This is a genomic window from Dyadobacter sp. HNCC25DJ183 (assembly GCF_056895175.1).
The window spans coordinates 43145-65053 of sequence record NZ_JBXHAP010000001.1 but is presented as its reverse complement, the minus strand read 5'-3'; the positions used below and the strand labels follow the sequence as shown (position 1 = coordinate 65053).

Genomic DNA, 21909 nt, shown 5'->3' with positions numbered 1-21909 from the left:
TGGCATGATTTTGTCTTGCGCGGGGGTTTTTGGGTGAGGTTGTTGATCTTTTTAATTGTTGTCACCAGCGCAGGATTTTAATGGACTTATTTGAAAAAGAAAGTAACGGAGCGAGGGATAACCGCGGATTGCAGTTGTCTTTAAATGGCGTGCATGCATTGCCCTGGGTGCAGGTGGCACCGGGCACACCATATTTTGTGACTGGGGAAGGTGAGAACTGGACGCCGATCGGGCAGAACGACGCCATTACCTGGCCTGAATTGGAGGGTCTTTTCAGGCGTAAAAACGTGCAGCAGGTAGCGGATTATCTCGCCTGGCTTGCTGCGCACGGGGTTACCTGCATTCGGCTGATGCTGGAATATGCCCAGGGAGAGCACCGGTATTTTGAAAAACCCGCAGGTAAATTCTCACCAAACATGATCAGGCTCTGGGATGATCTTTTTCTACTTTGTGCGAAATACAACATCCGCATACTCCTCACTCCGGTAGATACTTTCTGGATGTGGATACGCTGGCGGCACCATCCTTACAACAAGTTACACGGTGGTCCCTGTAAAAAACGCTCCGAGTGGCTGATTTGTCCGGACACATTGCAGGCAGTCAAAAACAGGCTAAGCTTTGTAGCCGAGCGCTGGGGCGGCAGCGGTGTTCTTTTTGCCTGGGATCTCTGGAATGAAATCCACCCGGCACACGCAGGCGGGCGCACCGACGTTTTCGAAACCTTTGTTCACGAACTGAGCACCCATTTGCGGGCCACCGAAATGCGGCTGTACGGGCGCACTCACCCGCAAACCGTATCCATATTCGGACCGGTACTGAACGAGCACCCGGCGGCTGCCGACGTGATTTTCCGCCACGCCGACCTTGATTTTGCAAGTACCCATTTTTACGATTCAGCCACGATCGACAATCCAAAGGATACCGTTGCATCGGCTATCGCTACGGGCCGGCTTGTAAGAGAAGCGCTGTCTCACTTACCACCCGACAGACCGTTTTTCGACAGTGAGCACGGACCCATTCACGCGTTTAAAGACAAGCATATCACATTTCCGGCTTTTTTCGACGACGAGTATTTCCGCCACATACAATGGGCGCACCTTGCGTCGGGAGCAGCAGGCGGCGGCATGCGCTGGCCTAACCGGCACCCGCATTGTCTGACGCCCGGCATGCGGCTGGCGCAACGTAGCTTGTCAGGCTTCACAAGCCTGATCGACTGGAAAAATTTCCGCAGGAAAAATCTGAATGAAGAAATTGCTTCAAGCAACCACCATGTGGCTGTATTCGCCAGCGCCGACAGCCAGCAGGCGGTCTTATGGGCAATGCGTACCGATACACTGGTCAAGAAAGCCGGCAATCTGAAAATACTGAATGAAAATGCGTCCTCCATTGATGTGACTGTCCAAGTACCGGGCATGTCCGCGGGTACTTATTCAGTTCATTTTTGGGACACATTGAATGGAGTGATAGTGGGGCAGCAAGAAGTAGAGCTGATAACGCCGGGGATGCTGGCGATCCAGCTTCCCCGGTTCGTTGCTGATCTGGCTGTGGCAGTTCGTGCAAATGTGTAAATCAGTTTGCGGCCGAATGCTGGTTCAATAGGTATCAGGCCTGATTTCGGCGGTAGTTGCTTCACGCATGCGCATTGCCTCGGCATAATACCCTTCAAGTTCGGTAGCGCGGTGTGCGGCGGTATGGAATTCCAGCACTTTGCGTCTTGCATTTTCTGCAATGGCCTGCCGCTCGCCTTCCGTGATGTTGGTTAAAAAATCAATCGTGTCCTCAGCAGAACGCGAGATCAGGATCTCTTTACCGGGCTCAAAGATCGTATCCAATCCTTCCCAGTAGTCGCTGATGATCGGCGTGTTGCAGGCAGCTGCTTCAAACAGCCGCACGCTTGGCGAGTAACCCGCTCGGATCATATCTGCCCGCGTGATATTCATTGTGAAGCGCTGACTATTATAAAATTTCCGGTGCTCCGAAGGCGGCAAATGTTCAATGCGCGCCACGTTGCCCGCCCATTGAATATCGCCGGGATATTGCGGACCTGCTACTACAAACTTCCCGTCAGGCATTTTTTCAGCTGCATCCAGCATTAATGCTTTGAGCGGAGGCTGGCGGTCGTCGCTGTAAGTACCCAGGTACCCCAGGTCCCATTGCTTTTCGTGTGCTTCGGGATAATAGAGTTCGGGATCGAAAGAGCAATAAAACGGACGCGCCATGGGTGAGCCGTAATGTTCTTCCAGGTAAGTCAAAGTAGGCCCGCCGGTAAAGCTCAGGTACATATTGTACAGCGGGATCAGGTCCGGGTGCAGGTATTCGTAGTCCTCCTTTTTGATCTTTGCGAGTGTCACCGGCGTATCAATGTCGTAAAATGCGGTGATACCCTCGGCCGTTTCCGTTACGAACCTTCCTACCTCTACGCCTTCCGGCACATAGGAGCCTACCACCACCAGGTCTGCATTCCTGATCGTTTCTGAATGAGCGGCTTTCAGCTCGTCGATGTTCTGGTAAAGGATCGTTTTGCAGTACGAAAAATCTTTCAGGTCGCGGTTGGAAGCATACCAGGGTACATCGCGTTCCAGGAATGTAACATCGTGTCCGTTCTGGTGCAGCTCACGGATCAATCCCCTGAACGTAGTAGCGTGGCCATTTCCCCACGAAGAGGTAATGGATAAACCCAGTACCACTATTTTCAAATTACCTTCCGTCATACCGCCGCTTTGTTTAATGTAAGCTCATCTTTTAAAAGCTTGTCCAGCTCCACGGCACGGTGCGCATATGTATGTTTTTCCAAAACTTTATTCAAAGCTGCCTGTCCGATCTGCGCTGCGTGCTCTGCTGTGAGAGAAGTAAGCAGGCTCCGTACTTCGTCCCCGCTTCTGGCTACCAGGATCTCTATCCCCGGCTCGAAGAAGAACTCGATACCTTCCCAGTAATCGGTGATAATGCATGCACCTGCTCCGGCTGCTTCAAACACGCGGGTTGCGGGCGAGAAGCCGTACTTGGCCATGCTGTCGCGACTGATGTTCAGGATCGCTTTCGGCGAGCAGTTCAATGCATTATGGTCTTTTGTAAATACGTGTCCGATGTAGTTGATGTTGGAAGACATCGGCTTATCGTGCCAGCCATTGCCGCCCAGTATAAAACGTTGCTCAGGCATTTCCGCCGCCACTTTCAGGAAGAAATCTTCCACGCGCTTTTCACGGTCAGGCAGTCTGTTACCCAAAAACACCAGGTCACCTTCAAAGCGCGTCTGCGTTTCAACGGGATGGTGCGTAGCCGGATCGAGCGCATTGTAGATCGGCACACATTTTCTTGCGCCCAGCGCTGTATACGCAGTGATTACAGGATCACCGCCGCCGTAAGTCAATATAAGATCGTACTGCGGAATGAGGTCTTTGAAATAATCATTTTCATTGTGATGTACGCGGTCCAGCGTCGCAGGCGCATCCACATCCCAGAAGATCACGAACTTGTCACGTTGGCCTAGGGCCGCAACTTCTTTTTCAAGTAACTCGTCAAACACCCCTACCCCACTCGTTTTGATGATCACATCTGCATCCATCGCGTCATTCAGCACCTTGGCTACATCTTCCTCATTGGGCTGGTAAACGACAATACGTGCCCAATCAGGATCATCCATATCCCGGTTTTTCTGACGGTCATAAGCGTCGGGCTCGTAAAATGTGATCTCGTGCCCGAGTTCATTCATAGCGCGGATAATGCCGCGGTAATAGGTTGCAGCGCCGTTCCAGTAAGCTGAAACAAGGCTCGAACCGAAGAATGCAAATTTCATAGCGTCATAGTTTGGTTTAAGTTGTTAACACCCAGCTCCTCGCATATCTGGTACAATTCATCTGTACGGTGTGCGCAGGTATGCTTGCTGCGGATCGTTTCCAGTCCGTGCGTGGTCATTTCTCTTACCAGGCTTTCGTCTGTCAGCACGCGGTCGATCCACCGCTTCATTTCTTCTTTATTTTTGGCAAAAACAAAATCCTTTCCGGGAGTAAACAGGTTTTCTGTATCATCCCACGGAGCCGAAATAAGCGGGATACCACAGGCAAGCGCCTCAAATGGACGGATCGTCGGGATACCCGGCAATGCTTTTACATACGGGCCACGCGGCACGTGTGCTGTAAACCGGTATTTCGAAAAAACCTCCGGCGCTTTGAAGTTGGGCAGCCAGCCTGCATACTCGATACCTGCGTCGGCCAAAGCCGCTTTTGCGTGATCAGGGTAGCGCACGCCGTATATCTTCGCTTTCAGCTTCATTTCTTTCACGGGTTCGATAATGAACTCGAAAAGCTCCTTTGTACGCTCCTCGTCGCCCCAGTTGCCCACCCACACAAAATCACCTTCGTAGCCGGTATTTTCAATGGGATGAAAAACATTGGTATCCGCAGCCTCATGCCAGGTCCACGCGTTTTTAGTCCATTTTTCTGACAGATAAATGTCCCTGATCTTGCCGCCAAATGCGAGTACGCCATCGTAGTTGGAAATATCATACGCGCTCATGCTCGCCTTCTCGGTTACGGCGCGGTGGTGCGTGTCGTGGAACAACAGCTTGAAAGAGTACTTCTTCCTTTTTTCACCAATTGCCTTCACCAATGCATGTTCATTCCATTCGTGCACCAGCACCAGATCGGCATCTTTAAGTACTTCATCCAGGTCCAGCGTGGCCGGATCGTACTGAATGCTGCTCAGGAGCGGGTAGTAATTTTGCAGTTCCTGCACTGCTTCCTGCCCGTAATCTGCAATTAGGTTCTGCAGGCTCCACGCATCTTTGGGCTCGTAAATGCTTACGGTATTCCCTCTCTTGATCAGCTCGGTGGCGATTCCCCTTAGGAAATGTGCGTTTCCGTGGTTCCAGTCCGAAAGCAGGGAATGGTAAAAAAGGACAATATTCATAGTTAAAGGATGTTTCGTTGTGCCGCTTCAAACTGTTCTACCAGCTGCTGGTACAGTTCTGCGTAGGATCTGCCCATGTTGCCTGTGGTAAATTGCTGTGCGCGCTGAAGGGCTTTTTCAGCCATTTTATTCAGGTTTTCCTCGTCTTGCATCAATGCATTGATCGTATCGGCCAGTTGCTGCGGATTGTCTGTTTGAACGTAAATCGCATGATCCTGCCAGATTTCCCGCAAGGAAGGAATGTCGCCGAGCACCAATGCACAATGCGACAATGCCGCTTCGAGCACCGACAGCCCGAACGGTTCGTACCTGGCCGGTAATGCATACACGCTGGCCGTGGAAAGTGCCTTGGCAATAGCCTCGGAACCCAGCTTGCCCAGGTGGCAGATATTACTCTGCTGCACCTCCGTGCTGTTATTTTCAAACTGTGTTTCGCCTGCGATTTTGATCGGGTAGCGGATCAGGGGTGCGGCGTCGGTCAGCAGCTTCACGTTCTTGGCTTCATCCCAGATCCTGCCCATACAGAGCACCGTCTTTTCTTTTTTACCACAAAAAACCCGGTCTGCACCGCGGGCGTTGTAAATCACCGAATGGTTTTCGTGTAAAGAATAAATCGCATCCAGTTCGTCCATCATCGCCCGGGAAGGGGCTACAATGTGATCTGCCTGCTGCAAGCCGCTTTGGACTTTTGTAAAATACGTATCCCAATCCGCAGGCGGGTTTGTTTTAGCAACTGCCCTGAACCACGAGAATACGTCGCTGTGCGCAACCGAAATGACCGGCACATCCCATTTCAATGCGCCGTGTACATAGCCGTTTAAATGAACCAGGTCGGCTTGTACCGCTTTTTGCAGAGACAATAAATAAGCGCCTGCTTCGTCCACTTCCTCCCAGGGATTGTCCATCCATTCCAGCTTGTAATCTGTTTCGTAGACAGTTACATTGTCCAGCGCACCAATTTCAGCTGCCTGCCAGGGCTGCATTTTTGCACCCATGGTAACCAGGTGAAAATGCACATGATAGTCAGCCAGCGCCCGGCAAAGCTCTACGGAATAGGTCCATACGCCGCCAACTGTATCGGCGGTCATGAGTACTTTGAGGGGCGATATGTGATTAGCTGCGTCCATAAATGCGGTCCAGCACTTCGGCCGAAGGCAGGTATTGTGCTGCCGAGGCGTCGAAGGCCGTGTTCACCGAAAGTTTTTGTATCCAGTCTGTCAATGCTCTTCCTCCCCAGGCATCCGGCGGGCTCACGAGCGTTTCTGTTTTGGTACCCCAGTAACGGGAACCTGTAAAATCATAAAAAGACCCGTTCACGTTTTTAAGCGAGACCCCGCCTTTGGTACCGTAAAAAGAAGCCTCAATGACTGCCTCCTGCCCTGCCTGCAAATTCCAGCTGCACGAAAGCTGCGCATTGGTGCCGGTTGCCAGTTCAAGCGAAACGTTGGCGTAATCCTCCACCTCATTTTTCCCTTTCACCGAAACACCCTTGCTGTATAAACTGCTGTTCAATGCAGTTACCTCAGGGAAATCGAGGGCATAGAGCATCAGGTCGATCAGGTGAATGCCCAGGTCGAGCACGCAGCCGCCGCCGGATTGCTTCATATCGTAAAACCATGCTTTATCAGGACCGTATGCATTGTGAAATTTCAGATCGACTGCAAAGATCTGTCCGAGCTCGCCGGACGAGATAATGGGCAGGATTTGCTGAAAAGCAGCAGTATAGCGGTAAGAGAAATCAGCGCCAAGCAGCTTATCCGCTTTTTCAGCAGCGGCGATCACAGCAGCTACCTCAGACGCATTGCGCCCCAGTGGTTTTTGACAAAAAACGGCCTTGTTGTTTTCAAATGCGGCAACCGCCTGCTCCATATGAAGCGCACTAGGCGTAGCGATCACCACGCCATCAATGTCCGGATCTGCAATCGCTTCCTCAAAAGAAGAAACGGTTTTGGAGCCCGGCGCCATTTTCAATGCTTCGGTAATGCACTCGGCAGACGGGTCGGTTAAGAGCGCAATTTCTGCTGTGCCGCTCTCGATTGCAGCCTGCATTCTGCTGCGGCCTATCCAGCCTACCCCCGCAAAAGCCAGCGCAGGTTTTGTGTTAGTCGAAATTTCCAAACTCGTGAATGTTATATCTGAATAAGCGCTTTCATAAATCCGTCCGGGCGGCTGGCGGTCATTTCAAAACCTTTCGCCAGCTCTTCTATCCGGAAAATGTGTGTGTACAGGTCAGCCGGGCGGATCGTTCCGTCGACAACCGCGGCTACTGCCTGCTGCATTCCGCTCAGGTACCGTTCCGGCTTACGCTCATGCGCATTGATCACGTCGATGCCTTTCCAGTTCCACTTCTGAAAGTTAACCTGGCGCATTCCGTCCTGGTGGTAACCCGCGATCATCAGTCGGCCGCCTTCTGCCACGATTTCAGTAGCAATATCAATGGCTTCCTGCTTGCCGGTCGCTTCGATCACGCGGCTGCAAAATGCACCGCCGGTAATTTCAGAGACTTTATTGGCAACCTCCCAGGTACTTGTCAGCGGGATCACTTCATCAGCGCCATTTTGTTCCGCATAACCCAGGGAGAAGTCTCTTTTGGATATAGCGATCACTTTTGCACCCCGCTTTTTAGCTAATTGACAAAGCAAAACACCCAGAAAACCCATGCCGATAATGGCCACGGTATCTCCTTCTGAAATGTCGCTTCGCTCGAAGATGTTCATCGCGCAGCCCAGCGGTTCGCCGGGAAACTGTACACCATTCAGGTTATCGGGCAGCTTTACCACTGCACTTTCAGGTGCAATGTCATATTCGGCATAAGCCTTGCCAGAAAGGAATGCAACTCTGTCTCCGGATTTCAAACCCGTCACTTTGTCGCCCACCTGATCCACGATCCCCCAGCCTTCATGTCCGGGCGCACCGGCTTCCACCGGGTACCCAAACCATTCGCGGCCTTCCCACAGCGGCAGGCTCGATGCACATACACCGCAGCCTTCCACCTTTATTCTGATATCATCTTCTTTTAACTCCGGTATGCCTACTTTCTGTATTTCGAAAAGACCAGGTTTGGTCAGTACTGCTGCAATCATTTTCGGGTATTTTAAAAAATAGGAGTTGTTTTCTTCTCAGCGGATTTCGCCTTTTTTGTTTTGTCCAATGAAATATGTGCGTTTTCCATCAACCATTCGTGCAGCTTGGCTATACCTTCCATGGTACCTGTCGCCGGGCTCCAACCTGTGGCCGCTTTCAGTTTGTCAAAATTGGAAACATAGTATTTCTGGTCACTGGAACGCCATTCTTCCATTTTCACTTCGGGCTTATCGCCTGTGATCAGCTTGATCATATCAATCAGTTCAAGTAAACTGACAGTATTTCCGACGCCGCCTCCAATGTTAAATGCATTGCCGCTGATCCGGTCCATGTGTTTCTCTGCGAGCAGGAATGCATCTACCAGGTCTTCAACAAACAGGATATCGCGAACCTGCTTTCCGTCGCCGTACAGCGTGATCGGCTTGCCTTTCAGCGCCTGGATCAGGAAGTGAGCTACCCAGCCCTGGTCTTCGGTACCAAACTGGTGCGGACCATAAATGCAGCTCATCCGGAACACCACGCTCTTCAAACCGAATGTGCGGGCGTAATCGAGGATGTACTGGTCGGCTACACCTTTGGTACAGCCGTACGGACTGTGGAAATCGAGGTTACGTTCCTCGTCAATCCCATTTTCCGCAACATATTTATTCTCCGGAAAGTAACGTGTTTCATTCACCGACATGCCCAAATCGTGCAGATCACCGTACACTTTGTTGGTGGACGTGAAAACAACCGGCGGCTTGTGATCCGAATTTCTGATCGCTTCGAGCAGGTTGAGCGTGCCCAATGCATTTACCTCGAAATCGTGGTAGGGATTGGTAAGACTTGACGTTACCGCCACCTGCGCTGCAAAATGAAATATCTGCGAAGCACCCGAAACAGCCTGCTTAACAGCATGCTTGTCGCGGATATCGCCTACCATCACGAGCAATTTATCGGGGTATCTTTCTTTGAGCCAATACAGGTTGTTCTGTACGCCTGCGCGGGACAGGTTATCAAAGATCAGCACAGGCTTACCCGAGCTCAGTATCCGCTCAGCGAGGTTGGTACCTACAAAGCCCGCGCCGCCTGTGATCAATGTATATTGTTCGTCTGCATTTGCGCCTTGAAGCGGCTGAGTCATCCATTCGTATTGCTTAACGCCGGTTACTCCGCTGTCGGCGAGCAGCGTGTAGAGCAGTTTTGGCGAGTTGTCCTCATTTTTTATACCAAAATAATACTCACGCTCGTCAAGGTGAAACCTGTCCACCGCCGGCAGCTCGGCCGACAGATCTTTCAATGTGTACCAGTACACGCGGTCGGCACCGGCTTCAAGCGCATTGATAAACTCCATCACCTGCTTGCGCTCATTCTTCTGCCAGGTAGAAAACCCGGCTTCGGTAATCCATAGTGCTGCATTGGACTGGTGGTTGTTCAGCACCTCGCGCACCTTGCTGATCTCGGCCTGCCAGCCTTCCCAGTTGTAATCAAATACGTCGGGGAAACCGTGCACACCCACTACGTCAATATGCTCCATCAAGCCCTTTCTGAACATTTCATTCAGCCAGTTGGCATCAATGGGGCTCATTCCGCCGAGTACCGTTTTCTTTCCGCGCTGTCTCGCCCAGTTTGCCGCCGAACCGATCATTTCGCAGAATATATTCCAGTCCGGATCCAATGTAAAATCGTATTCAGCCTGGTTATTGGGCTCATTCCAAAGCTCCACATATTCGAAATATTCGCCGTACCTGGTGATGATGGTGTCCACAAAATCTGCATAATCCTTCGCATTGCGCGGCGGTGCAGACGATTTCGGCTTCAATGCGATCGATGGCGGTGTGTACAATATGCAAGGCAGTATTTCCAGCTTCTTGCCTATCGTCGCAAACAGCCAGTCGAACCATTCTTTTCCTTCCGGCAGATGCCAGTCTGCCCAAGAGATATTTGTACGAATGCGTGCAACACCCAGTTTCTCAAACTCCTCCACTGCCTTCTCCACTTCCCGGTGCTGATTGATATGGAACCATTGTACAAGTCCCACATTATTGTTTTCATATTCCATATCTTTTCTATTCAAGGGGATTTCCGGCACCATATTTCGTTTGCGTGTTTATAGATTAGAAACTATATTTCAAACGGTCAGACCTCTTGTCATCAACTCGTTTTTAGCGTGTGCAACTTTGTCTTCCGCGGTTTGTCCTTCCAGCCAGGTAGCCAGTTCCACCAGACCTTCTTCCAGGGAAATTTTAGGCTGATAACCCAGTACTTCTTTTGTTTTGGTAATATCAGCGAAGCAATGCCGGATATCACCTACGCGGTATTTACCTGATATCTCTGCTTCAATGTGCTCTTTGCCAAGTACACGCGCCATTTTCTCGGCGATCTCCACCACGGTATAAGCGTTTCCGCTTCCTACGTTGAAGGATTCGTACTCCGCCGCTTTGGTTTCAAGCGCAAGCCGCGAAGCCTGGGCGATATCCTGTACGCTTACGAAATCACGCTGCTGGCGGCCGTCTTCGAAGATCATCGGCGCATTTCCATTCATCAGTCGCGACGCGAAAATCGCGAGTACGCCGGTGTAAGGATTTGACAGTGCCTGATTGGTACCGTACACATTGAAAAACCGCAATGCGACAGTCGGGATGTTATAAGCTTTACCGATCATGAGGCACATGCGCTCCTGATCATATTTGGAAAGCGCATACACCGAAGCCAGTGACGGTGCTTTGGTTTCCGGGGTCGGATAAGGGGTTAAAAGATCACCGTTTGCATCCATCAACTCCCAGTTGCCCGATTTCAGGTGGTTAAGGTCACGCTCGTAGCCCGGACTGATTTTACCTGCCTTGTCGCGGTACAAACCTTCGCCATAAATGCTCATGCTGCTTGCTACAACCAGCTTTTCAACGGGATTGTTGATCAGTGCTTCTAACAGGACAGCGGTTCCGCAGTTGTTGACATCCGTATACTCTTTGATCTGGTACATGCTCTGGCCCACTCCTACCATTGCGGCGTAGTGGTAAACTGCGTCCACACCCTTCAATGCCTGCTTTACTTTTTCAGGGTCGCGCACATCGCCGACGATCAGCTCTACTTCCTCATTGAGGTAGTCGGGACGCGTGCAGTTCTTTCCGTGGACCTGTTCGCTTAAATTATCCAGCGCTTTTACATTATACCCTCTTTCGAGTAGCTCATTTGCCAAATGAGAACCTATGAAACCAGCACCTCCTGTTATTAGAACTGTTTTGCTCATTGTATGATCTTTGAGGTTAGTTATTCGTTCAGTTTACTTTCTATAAAAATTACAATTCTACCCGCTGTCCAATTGTGCTTCCCGGCTGCAAAATCAAAGATTCCTGCTTGCACCAAGCGCGGAACAATCCGGATTATCCAGGCCTACAACTTGCGGGAATATGCCTCCTGAATCTGGCTGCGGGACACTTCCTCCGATGATGGGGACAAATGTGTGAACCCGAATTTTCGTCGCTGGGTACTACAAGCTTTGTACCTAAGTCGGTATACGAAGCTGCGGCCGGAGCTATAAAGTAGTAGAAGATGATGCAGACCGCCGACCGGCATTACTGAAAAGTGGGCATGTCATTTGCAAGAAAATCAAGCTGGTAAGTACCTGAAGAGGGAAAATGGAACAGAGCGGCTTTACACCGGGAGACAAATGGCTTGTCCTGATTTTGCAGGCAGAAAGTCGGCAAAAAAGGCGAAATTTTTAATAAATCATGTAACCACATGTAGAGAACAAACCACCTGTTGATCCCATCTGGGGATGTTTCCCTACAAACTCCCGGACAATTTCAACAGTGTAACACCTATCGGACAAAATTTTCTTACCCTCAATTTTCGATTTCATACGAACAAAATTGGGAGAGGAGAATGCGACCCGCGCCGGTTGTTTCATGTATTTGAAAAAACTGCGGGTAAGATAACAGCTTACAGGCAGGATTTGACTGAAAAATGAAGAGCCAGGAATAATGCAATTTTATCCGGGTCTTTTCAGTGGCACGATAGTAGACCGGAGCGGCCGGATTAAACAAACTGAACATGGGCAGCCCAACACAAAACGAAACGGATCACGCAAACGCCCCTGAAATGAAGATCGTTACGCGCAATATCAGCGCGTTGCTGGAAAGAACCAAGGAAGAACAACGCAGGAAAACTTTTGAGGAAAGACTGGCCGACTCCATTACCGGCTTTACCGGAAGTATGCTGTTCGTATACATTCACCTCACGATGTTCGTGATCTGGATCATCTGGAACCTGGGCTGGCTCGGACTGAAACCCTTTGACGAGTCTTTTGTGGTACTCGCCATGTTTGCTTCCGTGGAAGCTATTTTCCTCTCCACATTTGTACTGATCAGTCAGAACCGGATGAATGCAGAGGCTGACCGGCGCGCCGAGCTGAACCTGCAGGTAAACCTGCTGGCTGAGCACGAGATCACGCGCCTGATCCAGCTCACCACGGCGATGGCCAAGAAAATGGATATTCCCGAATCCTATGATGCTGAGATTGACAGTCTTGCCAAAGATGTTCGCCCCGAACAGGTGCTGGAAACAATGGAACAGCACCGGAAAGAAGCGGGGCTTGAAGCCAAGCAAGACAAGAAATAGCCGCAGGATCAGAACGCCAGCTCACCCGTATAATTCACCAGCTTGATGCCGGCGTAATCAGCACCAACTTCGATGATACTCACCGAAGCGGGACTCACTTCAATGCGCTGGAAAAGATCAAGATGCACGCCGGTGTAATAAGCGATGGTAGCTTTGATCATATCCGAGTGGCTCACAATGGCGACCGTTTCGCCCGGGTGCCGGCGACAAAGTTTTTCAATCCCTCCTACCATTCGCGCCTGTGCTTCGAGCATGGTTTCGCCGCCGGGAATGCGCGTGCCGCTCCTGAATGTGTTGAAATGCCGGAATTCCGGGAGGGCGTCGAGCTCGGCAAATGTAGCATTGGTCCATTCCCCGAAGTTGATCTCGAGGAAATCTTCCTGGCTGACTGGTTGCAGGTTATGCGGCCTGGCAACGAACGTGGCCGTTTCAGTCGTGCGTTCCAGCGGACTGGTGTAAATGGCGTGGATCGTCACGCCGGTGAGCTGCTTTGCAAGCCTTTCAGCTTCGGCGCGTCCTGCTTCATTTAAAGATACCTGTGGTGTTCGGCCGGACAATCGCTTTCCCACCGAGTCGGTAGTCGCGTGCCGGATCAGAAGAAATCGGGTCATGTAAATCGTTGATTACTGTTTACGCAAGTTGTCAGAATGCCAATGCAAGTACTTTGGCATTCTTTTTACATAAAAATTGAAGATTATTGACGCAGCTCAAAAATCGTGCGAAAAGGAGCTTTATAACTGCACTTTCCTAAAATAACTGTCCTTATACCGAATGAGTGTTTTAAAAACCGGAGTACTGACTTTTCACCGTTGTATTAATTATGGTAGCTACTGGCAGGCGCGCTGCCTGGCAGAAGGTTTACAATCACGCGGACACAGTTCCACGATCCTCGACCACGACTCCCGGCGGGTCAATATGGCGGAATGGAAATGTGCATTACAGCCTACATTACCTACCCATGTTTCTGAATCCGACCACCCGGTTTACCGCCAGAAAGTAGAGCGATTTTTCGAAATTTTCGAGTCACTCCCGCTTTCTCCCCGCTTTGAGCTGGACCGTCCGGAAGAGATGGAAGACTACGATGTGGTAGTGGTAGGAAGCGACGAGGTGTGGAATCTGTACCATCCTTGGTATGGACGTAACCCGCTATTTTACGGAGAAGGCGTGAAAGCCAAACACCTGATTTCTTATGCGGCCAGCTATGGTAACTACCCTGCTTCGGAAGGATTGGAAGAAAGCTGGGCACAGCGGCTGCGTAATTTCGAAAGCATTGCGGTAAGGGATGAAAATTCACAAACGATCGTCAAGAATGCGCTTGGATTCGAGCCTGTGATCGTTTTGGATCCTTGTCTCCAGTTCCCGATCATCCCTGATCCACGCGAAAGTGCGTATTGGGAAAAACCTTATATCGCCGTTTACGGACACAACTTTTCTGATTCTTATATCTCCAAAATCAAAGCATATGCCGAATCCAGCAAGCTGCCGCTGATCAGCATTGGTTACCGTAACGACTGGGCAGACGAACAATGGATTACAGCTGACCCGCACGATTTTGCGCATTTCATGGCGAAAGCCGAAGCTGTGGCGACCAACTTTTTCCACGGCTGCGTGTTCGCGATCCGGAATGAGCGGCCGTTTGTGACGGAAGTTACCTCCTATCGCAGCTTCAAAGTGCAGGGCCTGCTGGCCACGCTGGGGGCAGATAAGCATTTGATCAATGAAAATACAGATTCTGCAATCGTAAGTCAGCTGCTTTCTCAGCCACTTGATCAGGCAGTTTTCGAGAATATTATACGGCTCCGTCAGGTTTCGGATCATTACCTTGACGAGGCGCTTAGCCTTAAACAACTCACGCATGAACCAACTCCTTAGCCCCGGCGAGATCATTGATGCAGGTTTATGCATTGGATGTGGCAGCTGCGTGGCGCAGGCAGGATCAGGCGACATCCGAATGCAGTTCGACGAATTCGGCCAGCTCAAACCGGCTGGTCCGCAATATTGGCTGCACCAGGATTCAGAAACATTTACGCGTACCTGCCCCTTTTCACGCGGCGCGGCTGATGAAGATCAAATTGCTGCGGAACAGTTTGGTACACAGCAAGAAAAGCACCCGCTCCTGGGTGTAGTTGAGTCTGCTTACGTGGGGCACGTGGCTGAAAAGGAGTTTCGAGTTCTTGGTAGCTCTGGCGGGATGGTCAGCTGGGTAGCCACCGAGCTGCTGCGGCTGGGGCTGATCGACGGAGTAGCGCACGTTGTCACGGAGACAGATCCGCAGACCAATGGACGGTATTTTCACTATCGTATATCCACAACCGAGACAGAGATCCTCGAAGGCGCGAAGTCGCGCTATCACCCGATCGAAATGTCGGGGATACTGGATTTGATCCGTGAAAAGCCTGGCAATTATGCGGTAGTCGGCATTCCCTGTTTTATCAAGGCTGTGCACCTGCTGCGCCGGGAAGATCCTGTTTTTCGTGAGCGGATCAAGTTTACATTGGGATTGTTTTGCGGCCACATGAAAAGCGCGCGGTTTGTGGAGAGCTTTGCGTGGCAAATGCATGTTCCGTCAACCGACATTTCCCGTGTGGATTACCGGCGTAAAGATCCGACCCGGCCAGCCAATCTTTACACCGCCGAGCTGACGATGAACAATGGAGAATCGACGTACAAAGACTGGTGGCACCTGGCAGACGGAGACTGGGGCGCAGGTTTTTTCATGAACCACGCCTGTAACTTCTGCGACGACGTAGTAGCTGAAACCGCCGATATCGCATTCGGGGATGCCTGGGTAGAACCTTATTCGTCAGACGGACGCGGCACTAACGTGGTGATTGTCAGAAACGAGCTGATTTCAGGTTTGGTGAAAGAGGCAGTGGCGGCAGGCCGCCTGCAGCTTGAATCGGTCGATGGGGATTTCGTGGCGCAAACGCAGGCAGCTGGATTCCGGCAGCGCCGCGAGGGGCTTGCTTACCGGCTTACCTGGGCGGCAGGACGCTCCAAAACACGCAAACGCGTGAAGCCGGACGCAGCCAGTCCGACTTTCCAGCGAAAGCTGATCTACCGGACCCGGCACTATATTTCACTCTGGAGCCACCGCATTTTCCGCCGTGCAAGATTGCAGCATGAGCCTGAAATCTATCTCAGATGGGCGCGCATGGCCGCTGCCGTGTACCACGGACTCGCATATCATCAGGGAAAATTCAGTGAGATCAGGAAACGGTATCTGCAATTGAACGGCCGCTGAGCTTTTCCAGCTCCGCGGTCACTTTCTTTATCACAGGCTCCCATTCGCCTGCCATTTCCTGACGGAAGATCCGCATGGTAGGGTACCAGGGACTATCTTCCCGGTCTTTCATCCAGCGCCAGTCTGCCTGCGCGTGCAGCAGGTTCCATACGGGTACTCCCAACGCGCCGGCAAGATGTACCGGCATTGAATCCACAGAAATCACCAGATCGAGACCTTTCAGCACCGCTGAATAATCAGGAAGATCGAATGCGCCGGGGTAGATCCCATAACCTTCCTCCCAGCCTGACGCGGCTGCTTCTGCCTGCATGATAAAAATAGTCAGGCCGGGTACGCGGAACAATGTCTTCAATAATTCAAAAGGCACGTCGCGGCGCGCATCCCACCCGCCCGATTTCCAGACCAGCCCCACTGCCAGATTACCTTCGGTATGTGGCAAATAGTGCGGTTGTACGAAGATATAAGGCACTTCACGAGGGATCGTGTCGAGGGTAGAACGGAAAATATGCTGGCATTCCATAATCTCGATATCCACATCATAGGCTACCTCGGGTGTACCATCGTGAAGCTGCAGCAGCTTGTCGATGCCTGCAACGTTTTGGAGCAAAGGAATGAGTGCGGGCTGCACCCAAACAATTACTTCGCTTGCGATTTGCCTGATCGAAGGCGCATAGCGGATAAACTGGATGGTATCACCCAGACCATGGTAGCAGCGGACAAGCACACGCTTGTCCGCCAGCGATCCGCCCTGCCAGATATGTTGAAAGTGCCGGGGTAGATGGTGCTCAGACTTCCCAGCCCTGGCCTTTAAACCCTCATCACTGATTTTCCAGACTGCCTCGAATTCGCCATTGAGCATGAGCTCAAACCACTTTTCAGCAGCATTTGACTGTACTTCTTCACTCATATCCAACACATTTTCGGCTCAGGCATATCTGCGCATCATTTCTACGCAAAAGGCTGCAAATTCTTCGATATTCTTCGGCGCACTGGTATGGTGCGGCGCAATGCCCTTTTCTTCCGGTGTAAAGCAGAATGTCACTGTAAGATCAAACTCTTCCAGCGCCTTCATCATCTTGTCAAACCAGATATGTGCGTCAGGCCGCAGCCAGTCAGCCCAGCTCAGGCCGGTGCGGAGCTTTTTCACCCCAAGCTTGCGAAGCCAATGTACCGCCGATTCCAGGCGCTCATCATTGAAGTGAAACCATTGACAGATCCCGAACTCAGGTGTAAAATCAGAAAAATGCTTTAATGCCAGCTTGGGCGTACCATCCTCCCGGATCAGCCCCATATAAAAGTGGCGGTAGTAGGAAGAACCCTCTGCCTCACGGTGGCGCGTAGTTGCTCCCCACGCCATTGGCAGGTCAAACAGGCTGTACCAGTGAACGCGTTCCACTCTTCCGGACAGCAGCTCTGCCGTTCTTCTCAACCCGAATTCCTGCACTTCCTCGGCGCCAAAAGTGGATATCCCCACCTCGGTAACCCAGACAGGCTTGTTAGTCACCGCTTCAATCTCCGCAATTTTTTCAGGCCATTGATTCAGCTGCCAGTGGTTCCAATCGAGCGGAAAACCGTGTACAGCCACGCGGTCAATATCGGTCAGTGCGCCATACTGATCCAGTTTTTGTATAAATGTAGCATCAATGGGAGAAATGCCGCCCATCACCCTGAGAATCCCTGGATTCTCAGCTTTTACTGCCTGAGCGGCCAATTTGACCATCTCAGAAAAAATGCGCCAATCTCCATCAATCTCAAAATCCCAATGCGACTTATTGTTCGGTTCGTTCCAGAATTTAACTGCTTCTATCATGGTTATTTTTTCGTTTGTCGGCTTGGGTAAACGGCGCGTGGCTGGTTGTCGGCCAGCTCTGCCCGGCGGCAGATATATACTTCCGGTTCAGGATGTGCGGTAATCTCGAATCCCGCACTGCGCAGCATTGCTTCTGCTCCTGCTCGGTTGGGGATCCACCAGTTCGTAGGATCGTGTGAGTAGTTCTTTTCTATAAAATACATCTGCGGGAAATTCGGAGACATGAACATATCCGTCTCGCTAAACTCGTAGTCCGCATTCAAAGGCTCTACCACATCTCCCCCGCGCTGCATGGATTGGAAGATCAGTATATCTCCAACCACATTGTCGTACAGCAGGTCCAGCGCCAGGAGCGGGTGGCGCAGGTGATATAGTACGCCCATGAAAATAACCACGTCGAACTTCTCTCCCAGTTCCGCTACCTCATATACGGACATGTTACGGAACTCGATATCAAAGCCGAGTGTCTCCGCTGCAAAGCGCCCCTGGGCAAGGTAACGTTCGTCTGAATCAATGGCCACTACCCTCTCGGCTCCGCGCTTTTTCATTTCGATGGAATAGAATCCGGCATTGCAGCCAATGTCCAGCACGGATTTGCCCGTCAGGTCTGCGGGGATCGCTTTGGAAAAATTCTGGTACTTGAAGCTGGGATAGTCTCCCAGGAAGTGGTCGGGCGCAGTTTTCACGCCATGCAGATCAATGTTATGAAACCATTTGCCAAGTTTCAGGACATTTTCCTGTATCTGTTCTGTCGTCATTCAGTAAAGAAAAGTTGAAAGGTGTAAAATGCGCATTCCACGATTGGGAAGGCAACATTAGTTAGTCGGCAGTACGCACAAATTATGTGCCAGCAACTAACGGTCATGACTATGGCTCCGACACAGGAACCCGGCTGATGCGGATGATCAACAGCAAACGCGACACCTAAATAATACAAATTCTATCCACAGCAACTCACCAAATAAAAAATCTTCAAAATACCCGTTCCTAGCGCATTGAATTATTTTATCTATATATATCAAAATTTAATAGCGCAATAACGGGCAGTTCCAGAATTTTAGAAATTTAACTTCCTGCTGTTTTTACCAAAATTATCGCATGATAAATAGATATTGGTAATAACCACACAGTGCCCTCCAACGGGCTGAAATGTCATTTTTCTTTTTGGTTAATTTATTGAGGTAAACAAAAACTAGAAAGAATATGAGAGCTAAATTACTATGGTTATTGCTGCTGTTTTGTGTGGTCCGCGCCGCGCAGGCACAGACCGTCCCGATCTCCGGCGTGGTTGTAGCAAAGGAGGATAATCTGCCCATGCCGGGCGTCACTATCCGCGTCGCAGGCACCTCTTCGGGTACGCAAACGGATGTAGACGGTAAGTTCAAAATTGACGTAGCACCCAACGCGCGGCTTGTTGCATCATTTATCGGGTACACGACACTTGAAGTACCTGTTACCTCCCAAACTTCGTATAAAATAGAGCTAGTAGCGGAAGCAAAAGCATTGCAGGAGCTGGTTGTGGTGGGTTATGGTGAGCAGAACAGGCGCACGGTCACCGGGGCTATCTCCACCGTTTCCGCAGAACAGATCAAGAACGTACCAAGTCCGAGCCCCGACCAGCTGCTTCAGGGAAGAAGCCCGGGTGTGCAGGTGAGCGCAGGCTCAGGGGAGCCGGGAACGAGCGTGATGGTGCGTGTGCGCGGGGCAACTTCCATCAATGCAAGCTCAGAGCCACTATATGTAATTGACGGTGTGCCGATCGTCTCGCAAAACCTGGCGAGAACTTCTTTCGGACAGCCTACCAACCCGCTCGCCGACCTGAACCCTTCCGATATTGAATCTATGGAAATCCTGAAAGACGCTTCCGCCACAGCGATTTACGGAGCGCGGGCCGCCAACGGGGTCATTCTGATTACAACCAAAAGAGGAAAATCCGGTAAGCCAAAAATATCCATTTCGTCTTACGCAGGTACTTCCAAAGCATGGAGGGACCCGAATGAACTGCGTGTGGACGGGCCTACTTTCGAGCGGCTGCAAAATGAAGCTTCTGCCAACAACTGGGTCGATACTTACGGCTCCATTACCGCGCCCAACCCTGCCGGTGCCACTTACAAGCCACAATACGCGAATCCTGACGCGGCTGTGAACACCAACTGGCTGGATCCGATCATGCAGAGCGGCGCGCTTTACAATATTGACGCTTCTATTTCAGGCGGGAATGAGCGGGTGAAGTACCTGGTCTCGGCCAATACTTTCAATCAGGAAGGAATTATGAAGCCTACCAAATTTGACCGCAAAACTTTCAGGGTTAACCTCGACTTTTCCGCCTCCGACGCGATCAAATTCGGTACAAGCATTTTTTACTCAAACAGCAAACGAAACCGCATTCAGAATGGGAACAATACTACTTCTGCACTAGCCAATGCATTCTTTTACCCGAGCAATGTACCTGTTTACAATGTGGACGGGACATACAACAGACCGGTTTGGGAAAACCCGATCGCGATTGTCAACGAAATGGACTACATGATGAACACCGACAGGATCATCGGGAATGTGTTCGGTGACTGGGAAATTGCGAGCGGACTGGTGTTCCGCACCAACTGGAGTATTGACAACAACTATATCTCGGAAAACAATTATTCAAACACCAACCTGATCGCCGGTGCAGCTGTGGGCGGCACCGCTACGAACAGTGTTGTGCGGGATTTCAACTGGATCAACGAAAACGTACTGACATACCAGTTTAAACTGGGCGGCAACCACAGCTTCAATTTACTGCTGGGTAACACGCTGCAAAAGAACGTCAACAATGCCACTTCGGCGACAGGCAGCGGCTTTCCAAGCAACGAGTTCAAAACCATCGCTTCGGCGGCAGTTAAAAACTCCACTGCTGACCAGACAGCCTGGGGTATCGCCTCCTTTTTTGGCCGGGTTAATTACGATTTTCAAAAGAAATACCTTTTCACAGGTAACATCCGCTACGACGGATCATCGCGCTTTGGTGCAAACAACCGCTGGGGAATGTTCCCCTCAGCCTCAGTGGGCTGGGCTGTATCGGAAGAGGAATTCCTGAAAGACGTGAAAGCAATTTCAGAACTGAAGCTGAGAGCAAGCTACGGCGTGACAGGTAACCAGAGCGGGATCGGAAACTTTGCTTCGCTTGGTTTATGGGGCGGACAAAGAGGCGGCTTGCGTGGCGGCGGCGGGGTAACTCCTGGCTCCGGCGGTGCGGCGGCTTACGGCGATTATCCTGGCTTCAACTCCATTCAGCTGGCTAATCCAGACCTGAAATGGGAAACCACGGCACAGTTTGACATCGGAATGGACCTCGGCCTTTTTCAGGACAAGCTGAATGTAACGCTTGATTATTACAACAAGCAAACCAAGGATATGCTGCTCGAAGTACCTGTGCCGCGCTCAACCGGGTACAGCACATTGATCCAGAATTATGGTGAGATGGAAAACAAAGGTTTTGAGCTGGGTATTAATGCTTCGGCAGTTCAGAGCGAAGACTTCACCTGGGACATCGCATTCAATATCTCACGTAATAAAAACCTCGTAAAAAAACTGGCTGCACCGATCAGTGCATTTACGAGAGATTATATCCGCATTGAAGAAGGTTACCCGCTCTTTTCTTTCTACGTACACGAGCAGCTGGGTGTTGACGAGCAAAACGGGAATATCATCTGGAATACCGGCAGCGACGAGGTTTTCAATGTAAATACCGACCGGTTTATCCTGGATAAAAGCGCGTGGCCTGACTTCCAGGGAGGATTGACGAACACATTCAAGTACAAAGCTTTCGATCTGATGGCATTCTTCCAGTACAGCTACGGAAATTATGTGTTCAACTACAACCGCTTCTTCTTCGAGCATGGCGGCGAGCGCACCACGGGTTACAGCTCACAGCAGCTCGACCGCTGGCAAAATCCGGGCGACAAGACGGACATTCCACGCATGTCGCACAGCAACTATGACACCAACTTCCGTCCGTCACGCCACGTGGAAGATGCTTCTTACCTCCGTTTGAAAAATGTAAACCTCGGGTTTACGGTACCAAAATCATTCAGTTCCAAGATCGGTATCAGCAGCGCCCGCATTTACGTGGCCTCACAAAACCTGCTCACTTTCACCAAATACACGGGCCTTGATCCCGAAGTGTCGGTAAGTCCATCCGAAACCGTGCAAGGTGTAGACCAGGGCGTTATGCCGCAGCCACGTGTATTCATGGGCGGAATCAACTTAACCTTTTAATCAACGA

Annotated in this window: 17 protein-coding genes; 5 read left to right on the top strand and 12 right to left on the bottom strand. The window is 50.9% G+C overall.

Translation table 11 applies throughout. From position 1 onward, the window contains the following. Positions 1–80 precede the first annotated feature (80 nt). The gene (locus AC1XTG_RS00240; protein WP_484840564.1) at positions 81–1568 is read left to right on the top strand and encodes a glycoside hydrolase 5 family protein; all 1488 of its coding nucleotides are present in this window, start codon (positions 81–83) and stop codon (positions 1566–1568) included. Between the two features lie 24 nt (positions 1569–1592). On the opposite strand, the gene AC1XTG_RS00235 is transcribed toward AC1XTG_RS00240, so the two are convergent. From AC1XTG_RS00235 to AC1XTG_RS00200, 8 genes are all read right to left on the bottom strand, one after another. Next, positions 1593–2711 carry a CgeB family protein gene (locus AC1XTG_RS00235; RefSeq protein WP_484840563.1) on the bottom strand — a complete coding sequence of 373 codons (1119 nt, stop codon included), beginning with the start codon at positions 2709–2711 and terminating at the stop codon, positions 1593–1595. Then, positions 2708–3796, bottom strand: coding sequence for a CgeB family protein (locus AC1XTG_RS00230; RefSeq protein ID WP_484840562.1), 1089 nt, complete (start codon positions 3794–3796; stop codon positions 2708–2710). The genes AC1XTG_RS00235 and AC1XTG_RS00230 overlap by 4 nt, the downstream gene beginning before the upstream one ends. Next, positions 3793–4908: a CgeB family protein gene (locus AC1XTG_RS00225; protein ID WP_484840561.1), complete on the bottom strand. Its 1116-nt coding sequence runs from the start codon at positions 4906–4908 to the stop codon at positions 3793–3795. Before AC1XTG_RS00225 ends, AC1XTG_RS00230 begins: the two co-directional genes overlap by 4 nt. Before the next feature lie 2 nt (positions 4909–4910). After that, complete coding sequence (locus AC1XTG_RS00220; protein WP_162242757.1) at positions 4911–5996, bottom strand: glycosyltransferase family 4 protein; 1086 nt, start codon at positions 5994–5996, stop codon at positions 4911–4913. A gap of 25 nt (positions 5997–6021) precedes the next feature. After that, entirely contained in the window at positions 6022–7026 is a 1005-nt protein-coding gene (locus AC1XTG_RS00215) for a Gfo/Idh/MocA family protein (RefSeq protein ID WP_484840560.1), read from the bottom strand. An 11-nt stretch (positions 7027–7037) separates the two neighbouring features. After that, positions 7038–7991 carry an MDR/zinc-dependent alcohol dehydrogenase-like family protein gene (locus AC1XTG_RS00210; RefSeq protein ID WP_484840559.1) on the bottom strand — a complete coding sequence of 318 codons (954 nt, stop codon included), beginning with the start codon at positions 7989–7991 and terminating at the stop codon, positions 7038–7040. An 11-nt stretch (positions 7992–8002) separates the two neighbouring features. After that, complete coding sequence (locus tag AC1XTG_RS00205) at positions 8003–10033, bottom strand: NAD-dependent epimerase/dehydratase family protein (protein WP_484840558.1); 2031 nt, start codon at positions 10031–10033, stop codon at positions 8003–8005. 69 nt (positions 10034–10102) lie between these two features. Next, a complete protein-coding gene (locus AC1XTG_RS00200; RefSeq protein ID WP_056288339.1) occupies positions 10103–11221 on the bottom strand; it encodes an NAD-dependent epimerase/dehydratase family protein in 1119 nt (372 codons plus the stop codon). A gap of 803 nt (positions 11222–12024) precedes the next feature. On the opposite strand from AC1XTG_RS00200, the gene AC1XTG_RS00195 reads away from it, so the two are divergent. Further along, positions 12025–12591, top strand: coding sequence for a DUF1003 domain-containing protein (locus tag AC1XTG_RS00195; protein ID WP_056288346.1), 567 nt, complete (start codon positions 12025–12027; stop codon positions 12589–12591). Between the two features lie 8 nt (positions 12592–12599). Here the strand turns inward: AC1XTG_RS00195 and AC1XTG_RS00190 are convergent, their stop codons facing one another. Beyond that, positions 12600–13202 (bottom strand): histidine phosphatase family protein, encoded by a 603-nt coding sequence (locus AC1XTG_RS00190; protein WP_056288349.1) that lies wholly within the window; start codon positions 13200–13202, stop codon positions 12600–12602. Positions 13203–13362: 160 nt separating this feature from the next. Here AC1XTG_RS00190 and AC1XTG_RS00185 point away from each other — a divergent pair, with 160 nt between their 5' ends. Both AC1XTG_RS00185 and AC1XTG_RS00180 read left to right on the top strand, forming a co-directional pair. Then, the gene (locus AC1XTG_RS00185) at positions 13363–14463 is read left to right on the top strand and encodes a polysaccharide pyruvyl transferase family protein (RefSeq protein ID WP_484840557.1); all 1101 of its coding nucleotides are present in this window, start codon (positions 13363–13365) and stop codon (positions 14461–14463) included. After that, positions 14447–15835, top strand: a complete 1389-nt coding sequence (locus AC1XTG_RS00180) for a Coenzyme F420 hydrogenase/dehydrogenase, beta subunit C-terminal domain (RefSeq protein ID WP_484840556.1) — start codon at positions 14447–14449, stop codon at positions 15833–15835. The genes AC1XTG_RS00185 and AC1XTG_RS00180 overlap by 17 nt, the downstream gene beginning before the upstream one ends. Here AC1XTG_RS00180 and AC1XTG_RS00175 read toward each other — a convergent pair. The 3 genes from AC1XTG_RS00175 to AC1XTG_RS00165 are packed head-to-tail and all read right to left on the bottom strand — an operon-like array spanning position 15801 to position 18403. Next, complete coding sequence (locus AC1XTG_RS00175; RefSeq protein ID WP_484840555.1) at positions 15801–16742, bottom strand: glycosyltransferase family 9 protein; 942 nt, start codon at positions 16740–16742, stop codon at positions 15801–15803. The genes AC1XTG_RS00180 and AC1XTG_RS00175 overlap by 35 nt on opposite strands. A gap of 18 nt (positions 16743–16760) precedes the next feature. Beyond that, positions 16761–17645 (bottom strand): glycosyl hydrolase, encoded by an 885-nt coding sequence (locus tag AC1XTG_RS00170; protein WP_056288356.1) that lies wholly within the window; start codon positions 17643–17645, stop codon positions 16761–16763. Between the two features lie 2 nt (positions 17646–17647). Next, the gene (locus tag AC1XTG_RS00165; RefSeq protein WP_484840554.1) at positions 17648–18403 is read right to left on the bottom strand and encodes a TIGR04290 family methyltransferase; all 756 of its coding nucleotides are present in this window, start codon (positions 18401–18403) and stop codon (positions 17648–17650) included. Positions 18404–18848: 445 nt separating this feature from the next. On the opposite strand from AC1XTG_RS00165, the gene AC1XTG_RS00160 reads away from it, so the two are divergent. Further along, a complete protein-coding gene (locus AC1XTG_RS00160; RefSeq protein ID WP_484840553.1) occupies positions 18849–21902 on the top strand; it encodes a SusC/RagA family TonB-linked outer membrane protein in 3054 nt (1017 codons plus the stop codon). Positions 21903–21909: the final 7 nt, after the last annotated feature.

Bases quoted from the DNA above. Each gene is read 5' to 3' on its own strand.
- AC1XTG_RS00160 (WP_484840553.1), top strand. From the start codon at position 18,849: ATGAGAGCTAAATTACTATGGTTATTGCTGCTGTTTTGTGTGGTCCGC.
- AC1XTG_RS00210 (WP_484840559.1), bottom strand. From the start codon at position 7,991: ATGATTGCAGCAGTACTGACCAAACCTGGTCTTTTCGAAATACAGAAA.
- AC1XTG_RS00185 (WP_484840557.1), top strand. From the start codon at position 13,363: ATGAGTGTTTTAAAAACCGGAGTACTGACTTTTCACCGTTGTATTAAT.
- AC1XTG_RS00230 (WP_484840562.1), bottom strand. From the start codon at position 3,796: ATGAAATTTGCATTCTTCGGTTCGAGCCTTGTTTCAGCTTACTGGAAC.
- AC1XTG_RS00235 (WP_484840563.1), bottom strand. From the start codon at position 2,711: ATGACGGAAGGTAATTTGAAAATAGTGGTACTGGGTTTATCCATTACC.
- AC1XTG_RS00205 (WP_484840558.1), bottom strand. From the start codon at position 10,033: ATGGAATATGAAAACAATAATGTGGGACTTGTACAATGGTTCCATATC.
- AC1XTG_RS00240 (WP_484840564.1), top strand. From the start codon at position 81: ATGGACTTATTTGAAAAAGAAAGTAACGGAGCGAGGGATAACCGCGGA.
- AC1XTG_RS00220 (WP_162242757.1), bottom strand. From the start codon at position 5,996: ATGACCGCCGATACAGTTGGCGGCGTATGGACCTATTCCGTAGAGCTT.
- AC1XTG_RS00165 (WP_484840554.1), bottom strand. From the start codon at position 18,403: ATGACGACAGAACAGATACAGGAAAATGTCCTGAAACTTGGCAAATGG.
- AC1XTG_RS00195 (WP_056288346.1), top strand. From the start codon at position 12,025: ATGGGCAGCCCAACACAAAACGAAACGGATCACGCAAACGCCCCTGAA.
- AC1XTG_RS00170 (WP_056288356.1), bottom strand. From the start codon at position 17,645: ATGATAGAAGCAGTTAAATTCTGGAACGAACCGAACAATAAGTCGCAT.
- AC1XTG_RS00190 (WP_056288349.1), bottom strand. From the start codon at position 13,202: ATGACCCGATTTCTTCTGATCCGGCACGCGACTACCGACTCGGTGGGA.
- AC1XTG_RS00200 (WP_056288339.1), bottom strand. From the start codon at position 11,221: ATGAGCAAAACAGTTCTAATAACAGGAGGTGCTGGTTTCATAGGTTCT.
- AC1XTG_RS00180 (WP_484840556.1), top strand. From the start codon at position 14,447: ATGAACCAACTCCTTAGCCCCGGCGAGATCATTGATGCAGGTTTATGC.
- AC1XTG_RS00225 (WP_484840561.1), bottom strand. From the start codon at position 4,908: ATGAATATTGTCCTTTTTTACCATTCCCTGCTTTCGGACTGGAACCAC.
- AC1XTG_RS00175 (WP_484840555.1), bottom strand. From the start codon at position 16,742: ATGAGTGAAGAAGTACAGTCAAATGCTGCTGAAAAGTGGTTTGAGCTC.